Below are 14,215 nucleotides of genomic sequence, written 5' to 3' on the forward strand. Positions count from 1 at the left end.
ATTGTTATGAAAAAAATTATACAGACCTTATTTATTGCTAGCCTGTACTTGTCCTTTTGCGCACATGCGGAAGTGGATAAAACAGCATTGAAAAAAAAACTGATGCAGAGTATGCCGTCACTCACGGTAGAGGAGTCCAATATTACTGCATCGGCCATACCTGGCTTATACGAGGTAATGGTCGGCGCTGAAATCTACTATGTGTCTGAAGATGGCAGATACCTGATTCAGGGACGCATGTTTGATTTAGTGGATAAAAAAGACCTAACTGAAGAAAAACTGGCAGTGGCAAAAGCGGCAATGATCAATGCAGTTCCATTAGAAGAAATGATCATTTTCAAAGCACCGATGCAGAAATATGTGATTAATGTGTTTACCGATATTGATTGTGGCTATTGTCGTAAGTTACATTCAGAAATTGATCAATATCTGGCTGAAGGCATTACCGTACGGTACTTATTCTTCCCTAGAGCAGGAAAAGACTCAGAGTCGTACAAAAAGGCTGTTTCAGTCTGGTGTGCTGATGATAGAAATGCAGCATTAACCGCAGCTAAATCCAATAAAAACCCTCCACCTGAAAAAAACTGTGACAACCCGGTGGATGAGCAGATGGCTTTAGGTGATGAATTAGGTGTACGTGGTACACCGATGATGATTAGCCCCAAAGGAGCGGTTTACCCTGGATATATGCCTGCTAAAAAACTGGCAGAGGCCTTAAGTCAGGAAGGTAAATAAATTGATAGCCGTAGGCCGGGTTAGATTTTTTTATTGCGTAGCACTAAAAACGTAACCCGGCAATATATACAGTGCGTTAAGTATATGCAACGCTTATTCTTGTGTTAAAACAAGTGGGAATGGCGACGGTGTTACAGAACGAATGGCTCTTTGCTATTGTTTAATGTGCGCTATAAAAAGCACAACATTAAGCTATAACACAATGTATAATAACAAAAATTATTAAATTGGAGAAATGATATGACTGATAACTGGATTGCACCCTCAATACTATCTGCGGATTTCGCAAAACTAGGTGAAGAAGTTGATAAAGTTCTGGCTGATGGTGCAGATGTAGTGCATTTTGATGTAATGGACAATCACTTTGTTCCTAATTTAACGATTGGCCCGCTGGTTTGTGATGCGCTTAGAAAACATGGTGTCACAGCGCCTATTGATGTGCATTTAATGGTAGAACCGGTAGACCGCATTATCCCCGACTTTGCTAAAGCTGGTGCGAGTATGATTACTTTCCACCCTGAAGCATCCAGACATATTGATCGATCTTTACAAATGGTACGTGACCTAGGCTGTAAATCAGGCCTGGTATTTAACCCGGCTACCTCATTATCTTATCTTGATTATGTGATGGATAAAGTAGACGTTATCTTGTTAATGTCAGTCAACCCTGGCTTTGGTGGGCAGTCTTTTATTCCTTCGACACTCGATAAATTACGTGAAGCAAGAAAGAGAATTGATGACAGTGGCTTTGATATACGTCTGGAAATTGATGGCGGCGTAAAAGTTGATAATATTCGTGAAATCAAAGCAGCGGGCGCAGATATGTTTGTAGCTGGCTCAGCGATTTTTAGTCAGCCAGATTATAAAACGGTTATCGACGAAATGCGTGCTGAATTGGCAAAAGCATAGGCGTTACTGCTTTAATGCAACAGCGAGGGAGTCAGCTTTAGCTTACACAAAACGGTTACAGGTAGTCTAAAGCCTACTCCCCAATTTGTTCTTACATAATGTTTAGGAAGATAAACGCATGGCACAAGACGAAAGCAAGCGTAAAGCTGCAGAAGCGGCTTTACCTTATATTAAAGATGTTGAAATTTTAGGCGTAGGTACTGGCTCAACGGTTAATCATTTTATTGACTGTCTAGCCGACTTTAACCTGACTAATGATATTAAAGGCGCTGTTTCCAGCTCAATTGCGACCACTGAGAGACTAAAGAAAATTGGTATTCCGGTGATGGAACTCAGTGAATCAGGTAACCTGGATGTGTACGTCGATGGTGCAGATGAAGTTAACCCACTAAAAGAGCTTATTAAAGGCGGCGGTGGGGCCTTAACACGAGAGAAAATCATTGCTGGCGCCAGCGAGAAATTTGTTTGTATCGTGGATGAAAGCAAAACAGTTAAAGTGCTGGGTGAGTTCCCATTGCCAATTGAAGTGATTCCCATGGCACGTAGCTATGTAGCGCGGGAAATTGTTAAGCTTGGTGGTCAGCCTATCTGGCGGGAAAACTATCTTACCGATAATGGCTGTGAAATTATCGATGTGCATAATATGGAAATAGCCGAGCCACTTGCTCTGGAACGACTGGTGAATAATATTGCCGGTGTCGTTACCGTGGGTATTTTTGGCGTAAGACCGGCTGATGTGGTGCTGATTGCTAAAGAGTCTGGTGTAGAAACCATGTAAGTATTTGGATGCACGATTGTTTAAGAAAGGGCTGGTTTGCTTATCAAAGCAAGCTGGCCATTTTTTTATTTTATAATAAATGTTGTTCACCATGAAGGGCATGAAGAGCACGGCGAAACCGTTCTAAAGTTCTTGACTTTAGAACGGTTTCGCCGTGGGCCACGGTTGTTTTTGTTGATGTACATAAACTGTGCATCGTTGATTATGTGGTGGCTGCCAAACAAGTGTTGAATGAAAAAGCCATTCTTCCTCAAGGGATTCGGATAGCCTGGGCGGGACAATTCTAGTAATTTGAACGCGCTAAAGAGAAATTAATTATGCTGGTGACTATCACTTTATTGATCATTGTTATTTTCTTACTCGTCATCAATCACGGATCAATGGTCGAAGCCCTGATTATTTTGATCACGATTCCTTTTTCATTTACAGGCGCTGTGTGGTTACTTGCAGCACTGGATTACAATATAAGCATTGCAGTGGGGGTTGGTATGATTGTACTGGCCGCTGAAATGGGCGTGTTAATGATGCTTTATTTAGGCTTAGGTAACATGCAATAAATAACCTACCAATATTGCGCACGCTGTCAGCCCCAGACGGGCTGATAGTCTCCAGAAGGCGCAGGGAAATTTGCCAATCCGAAGTGCGCGATAGCGCGCGAGGGAGGCTAAAATTTTATCCCGAATAGCCGTAGAGCCATTTGTGGTAGCCATGACTGAGCTGCTTTGTGCTCAGTCTGTGGCGGACGCAGGGCGGCTGGAGCATCTCCTATTCGCTGCGTAGGTGAACGAATTACGGCGACAGGAGTCCCGGAATTTCGTGAGGTAGCATGGCGCGCCTGGGATTTTTGTTCGCCTTCAAGGCGTAGACACGGCGCATAGCCGGCTACGTAACTTTTTCTACAACGCAGAAGACAGACAAAAAGACAAGCAAGGTGGGTGGGTTATTTCTTGCGAGTTACCTTAAGTTATCAGCAGCATAAAACCAACGTAACTACTCAGCGAAGCTGAGTAGTTCAATGAAATTATAAAGCAAATTCAGGTAACTTTCCCTCAAAGACCAAGGTCATTGCCTGAGTTGCACTTAGACCTTGTTTACGGCACGTTGATAAATACCCTCTGACACGACAAAATATCTCTGCACCCTTGGTACTACGAAAGCAGCCGGATATTTTCTGTTGAACCTTGGTCATCCGAATCGAATTTTCTGCGGCATTATTGGTAAATGGCACCCAGGTATTTGTCATGAAGCGCAAGACATCCTCTTCATAATTAATCAGCCTTTCCAGTAAGTTTCTAGCTTTACTGCGTTTTATTCGCTCCCGTTTTACTTCTTTAGGCTTATCGGGTGGTGGGCATTCGATCTCCGCTTTGCCAAGTAATTCTCTGTATTGTACCTTCCATCGCTGTCAGCCCAGGACGGGCTGATAGTCTCCAGAAGGCGCAGGGAAATTTGCCAATCCGAAGTGCGCGATAGCGCGCGAGGGAGGCTAAAATTTTATCCCGAATAGCCGTAGAGCCATTTGTGGTAGCCATGACTGAGCTGCTTTGTGCTCAGTCTGTGGCGGACGCAGGGCGGCTGGAGCATCTCCTATTCGCTGCGTAGGTGAACGAATTACGGCGATAGGAGTCCCGGAATTTCGTGAGGTAGCATGGCGCGCCTGTTTTCTGCTTCTTTATGTAGTAGCATGCCACCTGCTTCATTGACGGCATCATTCATTTTTTCAAGTAGTCGTTTCATTTCAAGCGCCCACTCCTGTTTATCCTGCTCCCAGGCGCGCGTTAATTCCCTCAAATGATGTGCATTACAAAGCGAATGAGTACAATCATATTTATAGTAGGGCTTCCAATGATCATGACATAAAATCCCATGAAAATGGGGTAAAATACCAATGTCATTCATTGCCTCTGTGCCACGTTTGGCATGGGGAAAGAAGTGTGTCCACTGAACATTGGAGGCCCCATGTAGCCAATGGCGCTTACCATTAATATTAATGCCTGTTTCATCCGCATGAATGCACGCTGATTCGACTAAGTGTTCTTTACTGATAGTTTCAAACCCAGCCAACTTCTCATAGGCCAGTTCATTGAAATTATAGATAGAGCCTTCACTAATCGGCATACCTAATTGATCAGCGAAATACTCCTGTATTCGGTTGTAGGGCAATAACTGATATTGCGAAAGATAAACCACATGGGCTTTTATCCCATTACCATATTGCGCAGCCTTAGTAACCTCATCTGGAAAAGGAGCGATAAAACACTGACCTTTTCCATTTATCAACCGTTGCGCCTGGTATTCTGTCACTACCCTTGAGATATCAATATCGAATACCTGGCGTGTTTCAAAGCCATCTGCCGTGTATCGCCCTTTTGGCAAGGTACGGCGATCAATGGTAATGATCTCGATTTCATCCGGGTCATCTATTTTTTGAAGTGTCGTGCCGACATGCGATTTTTGTCCGCCAGAAGGCTTATCTGATTTTTTTCGATTCCCTTTTTTACGGTTGGGATCACTTGCAGGTGGTTTACTGCTATTTTTGCTGTTCAGTGTCACTCGATTGAGTAATACCGTGACTAATAATAGAATCACTTCCAGTGCTGATTTTAGCGCAGGCGATATATCACGCTCAGTTTCAAGTAACTGTTTGGCATGACTGATTGCGGAATCAACATCGATGAAGTCTATTTTCAAAGGGTAACCTGTATTGCTTTAAGGACAGGCTTATTATCTCATGGGTTTTAAATCCCGAATTTTCCTTGTTTTAAGCGATTGTAAGGCGAATAAAAAAGTTCTTCGAGGTCGTAGATGTTTAAGGGGACATTTTGTGATGACTATAGCGATAGAAGCAATAAAGCGTGGATTAATCGACTGTTGGGCAGTTTACTAAAAATCACAAAAACCAGACTAAAACCCTGTCAAGAACTTTTTTAATTATTCAGGCGCGCCATGCTACCTCACAACATTCTGGGACTCCTGTCACCAACATTCATTCGCCTACGCAGCGAATGGGAGATGCCCTGGTCGCCCTGCGTCCGTCTCAACTACTCAACTACGCACAAAACCCTGCTTAGTTAAGTCTACCTCAAATGGCTGGACGGCTATTCGGAATGCAATTCTTGCCTCCCTCGCGCGCTACTAGCGCACTTCGGATCAGCGAATTGCCCTGTCGCCTACCAGAGACTAAAAATCATCACTCCGCTTAGGCTCCGTTTCCCTGATCTTAAGCGTACGCTGAGTAGTTACAAACCAACAAAGGTTTACTCACTAAGGCAGCTCTTTTTGAAGCCAGTAAGCCAGCGTATCCGCCCTATGCTAATGACCAGTCTGGCCTCTTTTATTGATTTATTACCTATTTTGTAGAGTAGAGGTGCTGGAGCTGATGTCATGAAACGTATTGCAGCGCCTATGGTGGGTGGCATAGTTTCTTCTCTTTTTATCGTTTTGCTGGTTTTTCCAGTAGTTTATTCTTATTGGAAGGGTTGGAAGTGAAAAAAGTTTAAACTTCTTGACCTTGAGTTAACTATACTTTAAAACTATATGGGTGATGCGCTTCGTACCTCAGCACATCCTACTCTTACTTGTTTTAGAAAAACGATTATTTTTTAGGGAGTCAATATGAAAATGATGCGAAAAATATTAACAGGCGTTGGTATTTTATTGATGTTATCTATCGCCCAGGCAGATGAAGCAGTTTATACGATACAGGTCGATGGACTCAGCTGTCCCTTTTGTGCTTATGGGATAGAAAAGCAATTGAGTGCAATTGACGGTGTTGACAGCGTTGTGGTGGATATTAGTAAGGGTCTGGTTAATGTCACCATGCAGCAAGATAGACTCTTCAATAAAAAACAGGCTCAACAGGCTGTCACTGATGCTGGATTTACCTTGCGTTCTTTTAAACAGATTAAAGAATAAAGTATCCCAATCTGAGCCAGTTATATGAACGAAGATAAACCTTATGCGCCCAGCCGGTAAACGCGGTTGTTTGAACGGCTTATTATTACTGCTGATGCTATTGATTGGTATTAGCCGAATAAGCTGGAGTGCTCCAGTCACTTTTAACACCGCATTGCCGGTGGCGAAAAATGAATTTATCTTTCGCCAGCAGTTTGTTGTGAATCAATCAGGCCATGATGCGAGTGAATCAGGCCGGGATCGAATAGCATGGTCAGCTATCTCCGTAGTGTGTTTGAGCGTTGCGATGATTCCAGTGGTTCTATCGGGGGTATATTTGCGGACGCTAAGGATTTATTTGTTGATTATGCTCTGCGCTGTGAAGACAAGAAAAAATCACTACTTTGCTATTAAAGCTATCTGAAACAGATGACTATGGCGTTCGGGCTGACCTTATAAACTGTGTAACTGAATGTGGTATTTCTGAGCCTTTAATGCGCTCTATGATAGAGACTTTTCAACAACGAGCCAACTCAGAGTCAGAGGAATATAAAAAACGTCATCACTTATTGTTAATTGAATTTTTGGCTCGACAATTAAAAGCTGAAGTTTCCCAATTATTGAGTAGCTGAAATACACAATGCTGGTGTATCGAGGTTTATTTTAGGTGGTTTTGCCATGTTTATAGCAAACCCCTACTTAATTCCCCTTAGGCAATAGCATTTGAAACGAATGAAAAGACTATTTTTTCATATAGTTGTAGCATAGTTTCAATTTTACCATAAATAATTATTGGGAAACTTCAGTTTTTAAACAATGGCACTATGAACTTAACCCATCTTCGTCACTTTCATCTTTCTAAGCCATTGATTCACCGGTTTAAGCGATTTTTTGTCGATAAATTCTCTTTAAAATCAATGGTGTTTTTTTTGAAAGTTTTGTAGTGCCATTTATATTATCTTTGTCGATAAATTCATTGACTTTTGTCAAAAAAATCATCATTATTTGAGTGTAATTTACATGCGACAAAAATACTCTAAAAAATCCAACGTTTTATACAAAAACACAAAATCTGTAGTGCCAACTGGCTACTTTTTAAAATTTCAACCAATTGATTTATAACAACTACATCATCAATAGTGACGAAGATGGGTTAACATCGCAGACACTCGCTTATCTATATCTAGCTATTGCAATATTGGCAGAAGTTTCAGCAACCAGTGCTTTAAAAGCATCGGCAGAGTTCACGCGGATTATTCCCAGTCTGATTGTCATAGTTGGCTATGGGGTGGCATTTTACTTTATGACACTGGTGTTAAAAACCATGCCAATCGGCATCACTTACGCAATCTGGGCGGGTCTGGGTATCGTGTTAGTTGCTGTTGTGGGTGCTATTGTTTACAAGGAAATACCTGATGTTCCGACGATGCTAGGCATGGCTTTGATTATTTCCGGAGTGGTCGTTATCCATGTGTTTGAAAAGCACTGAACAGACGGTGCGATTGCTTTAGCTGCTGAAGTTTCCCAATAATTATTTATGGTAAAATTGAAACTATGCTACAACTATATGAAAAAAACAGTCTTTTCATTCGTTTCAAATGCTATTGCCTAAGGGGAATTAAGTAGGGGTTTGCTATAAACATGGCAAAACCACCTAAAATAAACCTCGATACACCAGCATTGTGTATTTCAGCTACTCAATAATTGGGAAACTTCAGCTTTAGCTGTTACTGCAGCAAAAAAGCTAAAGCTGTTTTACTCCGTATGAGGGTGTATTTTCCAGGTTCTTATGCTACGTTGTTAGCGTCAAACAAGCGTATATTTGAAATAATGATCGACTAATAATAGCGCAAAAATCAGCATCAAATAAACTATAGAATAGCCAAATGTTTGCATGGCGGTTTTATCATCTTTGGTGCGCATCATCTTAATCGCAAAGTAAATAAAACCTAAACTTAAGAAACTACCTGGTATCACATAAATCAAGCCACTCATTCCGGTTAAATAGGGAAGGAGGGTAACGATAAATAATAAAATGGTATACAGCAAAATATGTAAACGAGTAAATTCTGTGCCATGTGTAACCGGTAACATAGGAATATTTACTTTTGCATATTCATCACGTCTGGCAATGGCGAGTGCCCAGAAATGCGGTGGTGTCCAGACAAAAATCAACAGGAATAATAATAAGGCATAGGGATGTACTTCGCCGGTCATGGCGCACCAGCCTAGTAGTGGTGGTGCTGCTCCTGCCGCACCACCAATCACAATATTCTGTGGGGTCATGCGTTTAAGGTATACGGTATAGATAACCGCGTAGCCTATCAGCGAAATAAAGGCGAGTGCTGCTGTTAGTGTATTGACCAGAAAAACCAGTATCAGCATTGCAGAAATACCTAATATTCCGGCAAATATCAGCACATTGCCTGAACTGAGATCGCCTTGCGGTAAGGGACGGTTCTGTGTGCGTGCCATTTCAGCATCTGCTTTCTGGTCGATAAAATGGTTGATTGCCGCAGCCGAAGCAGACGCCAGCCCGATACCTAGTGTTGCATAGATAAATAGCGCTACTGGCGGCATTCCCGGAACCGCTAGCAACATCCCGACATTGGCAGTAAAAACCAGTAATGCAACGACTTTGGGTTTGCACAGTTCAAGGTAGTTTTTCCAGCTGATGGTTATTTTTTCGTTAGTCATGCTTTGCTTGTTTTATTCATTCGTATCTGGGATAGAATACTCTATTTAATGATTTTTTATTTTGTGCTGTTCAGGAGACGTTTATTTATGATTGTCCGCGTTTTGATGGTGTTAATGTGTTGTTCATTTAGTGTCCATGCCAATAGAGTTCAAGAGCGGGTATTAGCAAATGGACTCAAGGTGTTAGTGAAAGAAGAGCATCGTTCTCCTGTCGTTGTTTCGCAAATCTGGTACAAGGTAGGTTCAAGTTATGAGCCATCAGGTATTACGGGTATATCTCATATGCTCGAACATATGATGTTTAAAGGTACAGATAGTCACCCTGCTGGCGAATTTTCCGAGATTATTGCAGCAAACGGGGGGCGGGAAAATGCCTTTACCGGGCGTGATTATACCGCATATTTTCAGGCGTTGGAAAAGTCTCGCTTGGCCATTAGCTTTGAGCTGGAAGCAGACCGTATGCAACATCTACATTTATTAGCAGCAGAGCTAACAAAAGAGTTGCAAGTGGTTATGGAAGAGCGACGTATGCGTACCGAAGATAAGCCTCGTGCCAAGCTACAAGAGTATTTAATGGCCATGGCCTACTCTAATTCTCCGTATCGAAATCCAGTCATAGGCTGGCCGGCCGATATAGAAAATTATCGGATAGATGATTTACAGCGCTGGTATCAGCAATGGTATGCGCCGAATAATGCGATATTGATTGTCGTGGGGGATGTGCACGCTGAAAAGGTATTTAAATTAGCTGAGCAATACTTTGGCGCTATTCCAGCACGGGAAATTGCAGTATTAAAACCGCAAACTGAAGTGCCACAGGTCGGAGTCAGGCGTATGACCATTAAACTGCCTGCTAAAGTGCCCTATATACTTATGGCGTATAAAGTCTCTAGTCTGAAAACTGTGGGTCAGGAATGGGAAGCCTATGCTTTAGATGTTTTAGCCACAGTGCTCGATGGTGGGGAAAGTGCGCGGTTACCAGCCAGGTTGCAGCGTGGCCAGCAATTAGCCAGTTCAGTGGGTGCAGGCTATGACCTGGGCGGGCGTTTAGAAGAGCTGTTTATGTTTGAGGCAACGCCGATAAAAGGTAAGAGCTTATTGGATATGGAAATCGCACTCAAGACAGAAATACGCGCCTTGCAACGCAAAGTAATTAGCGCGGAAGAATTGGCAAGAGTTAAAGCACAAGTCATGGCTAACTCAATTTATGAGCAAGATTCACTGTTTTATCAGGCGATGAAATTAGGTATGGCTGAAACAGTGGGCTTAGGCTGGCAAACAGCCGAGCAATATAGAGAGAAAATTAATCAGGTGACTGCAGAGCAGGTACGCTTAGTAGCAGATAAGTATCTGGTTGAATCACAATTGAGTATTGCCTATTTAGAACCACAAACTATGTCAGAAAATACACAGCAGGGAGTTAAGCATGCGCATTAAATTATTATTAATCAGTATATTATTCAGCTTGCCAAGTGCATCTGCATTTGCCCAGGCTATTAAACATTGGCAAACCAGCCAGGGTGGACAAGTCTATTTTGTCCCCAGCCCGGGTTTACCGATGGTGGATATTCGCTTAGTGTTTGCTGCGGGTAGTGCGCGAGATGGCAAACAGTATGGCATTGCGGCATTAACCTCTAACCTTTTGGAAACAGGAGCAGGGCAGTGGAATGCCGATCAGATTGCGCAGCGATTTGATGCTATTGGTGCAAAATATAGTGCGTCTACTAGTCGTGATACTAGCTGGGTGGGCTTACGTAGCTTGACGCAGGCCGGTTTATTAGCGCAGGCTTTAGATACTTTTGAGCAAATCATTGCTCAGCCTCAATTTACGGTAGCCGAGTTTCAGCGTATCAAAGAGCAAACATTGATTGGCCTTCAACAGCAACAGGAAAAGCCAGGCTTTATCGCAAAAAAAACCTTTTATCAATTTATCTATGGCAAACACCCCTATGCACATCTGGTTGCCGGGGAAATAGATACCATAAAGGCAATACAGCTAGCGGATATCAGGCAATTTCATCAACAGTACTATGTTAGCAAGAATGCGGTGTTAGCCATAGTCGGTGACCTCACTGAGCAACAGGCGCGGAAAATAGCGGAAACGCTATATGCAAAGCTAGAGCCAGGTGAAAAGGCCAAGCCATTGCCACAGGTAAAATCACCTGCAAAAGCCAGGCAAAAGCATATTGTGTTTCCTTCGAGCCAGACGCATATTCTGGCAGGCTTGCCAGTGTTAAGCAGAAAAGATGCTGATTATTTCCCTTTATATGTAGGTAATCATATTTTAGGTGGCAGTGGCCTGGTTTCCCTGTTGTTTAATGAGATACGCGAACAGCGGGGTCTGGCTTATAGTGCCTATAGCTATTTTTCGCCATTAGAAAAGATGGGGCCATTTACCATGGGATTGCAAACGCAAAATAAGCAACGCGTTATGGCAACAAAAGTCATGCAACAAACATTGGCTGACTTTATCAGTAAAGGGCCGACGCAAGAACAATTAACCGCAGCGCAGAAAAATCTGACCGGTGGCTTTGCCTTACGCTTCGATAATAATAAGAAATTATTAAACTATGTCGCAACAATCGCTTTTTACCAGCTGCCGCTGGATTACCTGGACAGTTTTCCGGGTAAAGTCTTGCAAGTGACTGTTGCTGACATTAAATCCGCCTTTCAGCGCTGGGTGCAGACTGATTTATTACAAATCATTAGCGTTGGCGGTCAATAGTGAGTAATAAAATCAGGATTATTGGCGGTCTATGGCGTGGGCGAAATCTGTTATTTCCTGATGTGCAAGGTTTACGCCCAACGCCTGCAAGAGTGCGTGAAACGCTTTTTAACTGGTTGCAATATGATGTGCTTGCCAGTCGCTGCCTGGATTTATATGCAGGCAGCGGTGCATTAGGGATGGAAGCAGCATCCCGTGGGGCAAAGCAGGTGGTGCTGATAGAAAGCCATGCGCAGGTATGTAGACAGCTAAAACAAAATACTGAATTAGTTGCTGCAACCCAGGTGAAAATTATACAACAAGAGGTGTTTCGCTATCTTGCAGGGGATGCCGAGCTTTTTGATCTGGTATTTTTAGACCCGCCCTTTGCTCAGGGTTATGCGGTACAAGCAGCAAACTGGTTAGAAGATAAACTATGGTTGGCAAGTCATGCCAAAATTTATATTGAAGTAGAGCGCCAATTAAAATTAACCGGTCTTCCAGAAAACTGGACGCAGTTAAAATACAAAACAGCAGGTGAAGTTGCTTATTATTTATTTGAGCGGGTAGCAGAATCGTAGAGCGTGGCTTTAGACTGCTGATATTTTATGTTGACGGACTAAAGTCACGATTTATATTACATCTGAATAAAAACACCGAAAGGGAGCTGGAAATAAATAATTGTCTAATATTGGGCAGGATTTTGTTCGTATTCAAGACGTAGTAACCGGCGCATAACAGGCTACGGTGTGCCACGAGAGCAAATTTTTTATTTTTGCTCGTAACGGTAAGAAAGATGAAGGATGGCCCTTCGGTGACGACTTCCAGTAGTCGTTATCAAACCACCGTGAGTTGCGTTGATTAAGAGTCAGGGTGATAAACGTCACGGGAAAAGGCAGGACAAAGATTCTGTCGCTGAAAATCATGGAAACTGAGCTTAGCGAAGTGGTGATTTTTTAGTCCCTGATAGGCGGACAGGGCAATTCGCTGATTCGACGTGTGCTAGCAGCACGCGAGAGGAGCAAGAATTGCATTCCGAATAGCCGTCCAGCCAGTGAGGTAGTAATGACGAAGCTGCTTTTGTGCGTAGTCGTTGCGGACGCAGGGCGTTCAGGGCATCTCCCATCCGCTGCGTAGGTGAACGAATTATGGCGACAGGAGTCTCGGAATTTCGTGAGGTAGCATGGCGCGCCTGGTAAAAATCCCTTTAGAATCAATGGTGTTTTTTTGAGGGTCTCTGTAGTGCCATCTTAACTTGCTCTGCCCCTTGATTTTCCCTGGTTTTTCACCGATGCTAGTGGTATGTATATTCGAAGAACCAAAACAAAAAGCCTTGAAGACGGCTCAGCTTATTTCACTTACCGCATTGTAGAATCTGTGCGTATAGGAAAACAAGTCAAGCAACGTACATTGCTCAATATAGGTGCGGACTTTACGATTGATAAAAAGTACTGGCCCTTGCTGACGGCCAGAATCGAACAATTACAGCAAGGTTTGGAACCACATCAGGAAGAGCTATTCAATTTAGCCGATGATTTAAATCAACTTCTGGAAGCAACAGCCCACGCTGTCAGCCCCGGACGGGCTGATAGTCTCCAGAAGGCGCAGGGAAATTTGCCAATCCGAAGTGCGCGATAGCGCGCGAGGGAGGCTAAAATTTTATCCCGAATAGCCGTAGAGCCATTTGTGGTAGCCATGACTGAGCTGCTTTGTGCTCAGTCTGTGGCGGACGCAGGGCGGCTGGAGCATCTCCTATTCGCTGCGTAGGTGAACGAATTACGGCGACAGGAGTCCCGGAATTTCGTGAGGTAGCATGGCGCGCCTGGCGCTATAGCTCACTGATGACTGCAAAACTGTCACAACCGCTAGATTCAGAAACAACAACGCGAGATTTTCATCATGTCGATATTAATCATGTCGAAGCCATTAATGCCCGTAGTATTGGTGTTGAAACCCTGGCACTGCATGCCCCGCACAGCAGTTACAGCTAGACGAGAAACTCATGGCGCTGGGCTTTAATAAAGTAGATACGGCGACGGCCCTGGGCACTATCATAGGACGTATGGTTTCACCCGGCAGTGAACTGCAAACACATGACTGGTTGCAAAATCAAACAGGCCTGGGCGAATTACTGGGTCATGACTACGGTAACACCAGCCTGACGCGATTATATACAGTCAGTGACAAGCTACTCAAACATCAGGCAACTCTTGAATATTTTCTGGCTGACCGAGAGCAGACGTTGTTCAATTTAAACCGCAAGATTGTATTGTACGATCTGACCAATACTTATTTTGAAGGCCAGTGCGCCCGAAACCCGAAAGCGAAATTCGGTCGCTCTAAAGAGAAACGCACTGATTGCCCGTTGGTTACTCTGGGGCTGGTTCTGGATGGTGGCGGCTTTCCATTGAGTAGTCAGGTTTTTCCCGGCAACGCCAGTGAGCCCGCGACCTTGAAACTGATGCTTGACGAACTGCGAGACACGGGGAGTCGCTATT

The 14,215-nt window shown here is 43.4% G+C and carries 16 protein-coding genes and 4 pseudogenes; 13 read left to right on the forward strand and 7 right to left on the reverse strand.

All coding sequences use genetic code 11. The features are described 5' to 3' along the window. Window positions 1–72: 72 nt before the first annotated feature. The 4 genes and pseudogenes from K6984_RS04580 to K6984_RS04595 form a co-directional block, all read left to right on the forward strand. Window positions 73–735, forward strand: a complete 663-nt coding sequence (locus K6984_RS04580) for a DsbC family protein (protein ID WP_338024436.1) — start codon at window positions 73–75, stop codon at window positions 733–735. Window positions 736–975: 240 nt separating this feature from the next. Next, a complete protein-coding gene (rpe, locus tag K6984_RS04585; protein ID WP_221894414.1) occupies window positions 976–1,644 on the forward strand; it encodes a ribulose-phosphate 3-epimerase in 669 nt (222 codons plus the stop codon). 118 nt (window positions 1,645–1,762) lie between these two features. After that, window positions 1,763–2,422 (forward strand): ribose-5-phosphate isomerase RpiA, encoded by a 660-nt coding sequence (rpiA, locus tag K6984_RS04590; protein ID WP_221894415.1) that lies wholly within the window; start codon window positions 1,763–1,765, stop codon window positions 2,420–2,422. Window positions 2,423–2,727: 305 nt separating this feature from the next. Further along, window positions 2,728–2,979, forward strand: a pseudogene (locus K6984_RS04595) (hypothetical protein); the annotation flags it as partial. Here the strand turns inward: K6984_RS04595 and K6984_RS04600 are convergent. After that, window positions 2,962–3,132, reverse strand: a complete 171-nt coding sequence (locus K6984_RS04600) for a hypothetical protein (RefSeq protein ID WP_221894417.1) — start codon at window positions 3,130–3,132, stop codon at window positions 2,962–2,964. The pseudogene K6984_RS04595 and the gene K6984_RS04600 overlap by 18 nt on opposite strands. A gap of 12 nt (window positions 3,133–3,144) precedes the next feature. Between K6984_RS04600 and K6984_RS04605 the strand changes: the two genes are divergently transcribed. Then, complete coding sequence (locus tag K6984_RS04605; RefSeq protein WP_221894418.1) at window positions 3,145–3,300, forward strand: hypothetical protein; 156 nt, start codon at window positions 3,145–3,147, stop codon at window positions 3,298–3,300. A gap of 143 nt (window positions 3,301–3,443) precedes the next feature. On the opposite strand, the pseudogene K6984_RS04610 reads toward K6984_RS04605, so the two are convergent. Both K6984_RS04610 and K6984_RS04615 read right to left on the reverse strand, forming a co-directional pair. Further along, a pseudogene (locus K6984_RS04610) lies at window positions 3,444–3,827 on the reverse strand (IS66 family transposase); the annotation flags it as partial. Beyond that, on the reverse strand, window positions 3,760–3,954 hold the full coding sequence (locus K6984_RS04615) for a hypothetical protein (protein WP_221894419.1): 195 nt from the start codon (window positions 3,952–3,954) through the stop codon (window positions 3,760–3,762). The pseudogene K6984_RS04610 and the gene K6984_RS04615, both read right to left, overlap by 68 nt. Before the next feature lie 12 nt (window positions 3,955–3,966). Between K6984_RS04615 and K6984_RS30595 the strand changes: the two genes are divergently transcribed. Continuing rightward, a complete protein-coding gene (locus tag K6984_RS30595) occupies window positions 3,967–4,125 on the forward strand; it encodes a hypothetical protein (RefSeq protein ID WP_230987895.1) in 159 nt (52 codons plus the stop codon). Here K6984_RS30595 and tnpC read toward each other — a convergent pair. After that, window positions 4,076–5,113 (reverse strand): annotated as a pseudogene (tnpC, locus tag K6984_RS04620) (IS66 family transposase); the annotation flags it as partial. The gene K6984_RS30595 and the pseudogene tnpC sit on opposite strands and share 50 nt — an antisense overlap. Before the next feature lie 924 nt (window positions 5,114–6,037). Between tnpC and K6984_RS04625 the strand changes: the two are divergent. From K6984_RS04625 to K6984_RS04635, 3 genes are all read left to right on the forward strand, one after another. Beyond that, the gene (locus K6984_RS04625; RefSeq protein ID WP_230987896.1) at window positions 6,038–6,337 is read left to right on the forward strand and encodes a heavy-metal-associated domain-containing protein; all 300 of its coding nucleotides are present in this window, start codon (window positions 6,038–6,040) and stop codon (window positions 6,335–6,337) included. Between the two features lie 43 nt (window positions 6,338–6,380). Next, a complete protein-coding gene (locus K6984_RS04630; RefSeq protein WP_221894421.1) occupies window positions 6,381–6,740 on the forward strand; it encodes a hypothetical protein in 360 nt (119 codons plus the stop codon). A 708-nt stretch (window positions 6,741–7,448) separates the two neighbouring features. Beyond that, complete coding sequence (locus tag K6984_RS04635) at window positions 7,449–7,805, forward strand: DMT family transporter (RefSeq protein ID WP_221894487.1); 357 nt, start codon at window positions 7,449–7,451, stop codon at window positions 7,803–7,805. 317 nt (window positions 7,806–8,122) lie between these two features. Here the strand turns inward: K6984_RS04635 and cyoE are convergent, their stop codons facing one another. Beyond that, complete coding sequence (gene cyoE / locus K6984_RS04640) at window positions 8,123–9,013, reverse strand: heme o synthase (protein WP_221894422.1); 891 nt, start codon at window positions 9,011–9,013, stop codon at window positions 8,123–8,125. A gap of 87 nt (window positions 9,014–9,100) precedes the next feature. On the opposite strand from cyoE, the gene K6984_RS04645 reads away from it, so the two are divergent. From K6984_RS04645 to rsmD, 3 genes are read left to right on the forward strand one after another with little or no spacing between them, the layout of a single operon-like run. Then, window positions 9,101–10,450, forward strand: a complete 1,350-nt coding sequence (locus tag K6984_RS04645) for a M16 family metallopeptidase (protein WP_221894488.1) — start codon at window positions 9,101–9,103, stop codon at window positions 10,448–10,450. After that, window positions 10,440–11,738 (forward strand): M16 family metallopeptidase, encoded by a 1,299-nt coding sequence (locus K6984_RS04650; RefSeq protein WP_221894423.1) that lies wholly within the window; start codon window positions 10,440–10,442, stop codon window positions 11,736–11,738. The genes K6984_RS04645 and K6984_RS04650 overlap by 11 nt, the downstream gene beginning before the upstream one ends. Continuing rightward, window positions 11,738–12,298: a 16S rRNA (guanine(966)-N(2))-methyltransferase RsmD gene (rsmD, locus tag K6984_RS04655; protein WP_221894424.1), complete on the forward strand. Its 561-nt coding sequence runs from the start codon at window positions 11,738–11,740 to the stop codon at window positions 12,296–12,298. Before K6984_RS04650 ends, rsmD begins: the two co-directional genes overlap by 1 nt. 356 nt (window positions 12,299–12,654) lie before the next feature. Here rsmD and K6984_RS04660 read toward each other — a convergent pair whose 3' ends face one another. Then, window positions 12,655–12,843 (reverse strand): hypothetical protein, encoded by a 189-nt coding sequence (locus K6984_RS04660; RefSeq protein WP_221894425.1) that lies wholly within the window; start codon window positions 12,841–12,843, stop codon window positions 12,655–12,657. Window positions 12,844–13,258: 415 nt separating this feature from the next. After that, entirely contained in the window at window positions 13,259–13,414 is a 156-nt protein-coding gene (locus K6984_RS04665; RefSeq protein ID WP_221894426.1) for a hypothetical protein, read from the reverse strand. Window positions 13,415–13,537: 123 nt separating this feature from the next. On the opposite strand from K6984_RS04665, the pseudogene K6984_RS04675 reads away from it, so the two are divergent. Continuing rightward, window positions 13,538–14,199, forward strand: a pseudogene (locus tag K6984_RS04675) (IS1634 family transposase); the annotation flags it as partial. Between the last annotated feature and the right edge of the window lie 16 nt (window positions 14,200–14,215).

Source organism: Bathymodiolus japonicus methanotrophic gill symbiont, assembly GCF_019721995.1.
Lineage (GTDB): Bacteria > Pseudomonadota > Gammaproteobacteria > Methylococcales > Methylomonadaceae > Methyloprofundus.

Coding starts and splice junctions, on each gene's coding strand:
- cyoE (WP_221894422.1), bottom strand. CDS start 9,013: ATGACTAACGAAAAAATAACCATCAGCTGGAAAAACTACCTTGAACTG.
- rpe (WP_221894414.1), top strand. CDS start 976: ATGACTGATAACTGGATTGCACCCTCAATACTATCTGCGGATTTCGCA.
- K6984_RS04630 (WP_221894421.1), top strand. CDS start 6,381: ATGCGCCCAGCCGGTAAACGCGGTTGTTTGAACGGCTTATTATTACTG.
- K6984_RS04665 (WP_221894426.1), bottom strand. CDS start 13,414: ATGGCTACCACAAATGGCTCTACGGCTATTCGGGATAAAATTTTAGCC.
- K6984_RS04625 (WP_230987896.1), top strand. CDS start 6,038: ATGAAAATGATGCGAAAAATATTAACAGGCGTTGGTATTTTATTGATG.
- K6984_RS04660 (WP_221894425.1), bottom strand. CDS start 12,843: ATGGGAGATGCCCTGAACGCCCTGCGTCCGCAACGACTACGCACAAAA.
- K6984_RS04650 (WP_221894423.1), top strand. CDS start 10,440: ATGCGCATTAAATTATTATTAATCAGTATATTATTCAGCTTGCCAAGT.
- K6984_RS04600 (WP_221894417.1), bottom strand. CDS start 3,132: ATGGCTACCACAAATGGCTCTACGGCTATTCGGGATAAAATTTTAGCC.
- K6984_RS04615 (WP_221894419.1), bottom strand. CDS start 3,954: ATGGCTACCACAAATGGCTCTACGGCTATTCGGGATAAAATTTTAGCC.
- K6984_RS04645 (WP_221894488.1), top strand. CDS start 9,101: ATGATTGTCCGCGTTTTGATGGTGTTAATGTGTTGTTCATTTAGTGTC.
- rpiA (WP_221894415.1), top strand. CDS start 1,763: ATGGCACAAGACGAAAGCAAGCGTAAAGCTGCAGAAGCGGCTTTACCT.